This is a genomic window from Mycolicibacter kumamotonensis (genome assembly GCF_002086285.1).
Lineage (GTDB): Bacteria > Actinomycetota > Actinomycetes > Mycobacteriales > Mycobacteriaceae > Mycobacterium > Mycobacterium kumamotonense.
Window position 1 is genome coordinate 1 of the sequence record NZ_MVHU01000127.1, and the last position, 216, is coordinate 216.

Below are 216 nucleotides of genomic sequence, written 5' to 3' on the forward strand. Positions count from 1 at the left end.
CGCCGTATCCACCGACACCGCCGGGCCCTCCAACCCCAACGCATACGCCACCCGACCCGACACCACACTGCCGCCGATCCCCGTCAGTAAGTATCCTTCGAGATCCGGGGCGACCTCATGTCCAGCGCTGCGATCAGGTGGAATCACTCCGGCGTAGACGCCGGTGGTGGTGCCGCGCAGGGAGTCCGGGGCGATCCCGGCCCGTTCCAACGCCTC

Annotated in this window: 1 protein-coding gene; it reads right to left on the reverse strand. The window is 68.5% G+C overall.

From position 1 onward, the window contains the following. Positions 1-216, reverse strand: a 216-nt coding sequence (locus tag BST28_RS23070; RefSeq protein ID WP_207570210.1) for a beta-ketoacyl synthase N-terminal-like domain-containing protein, incomplete at both ends; no start/stop codon positions are given.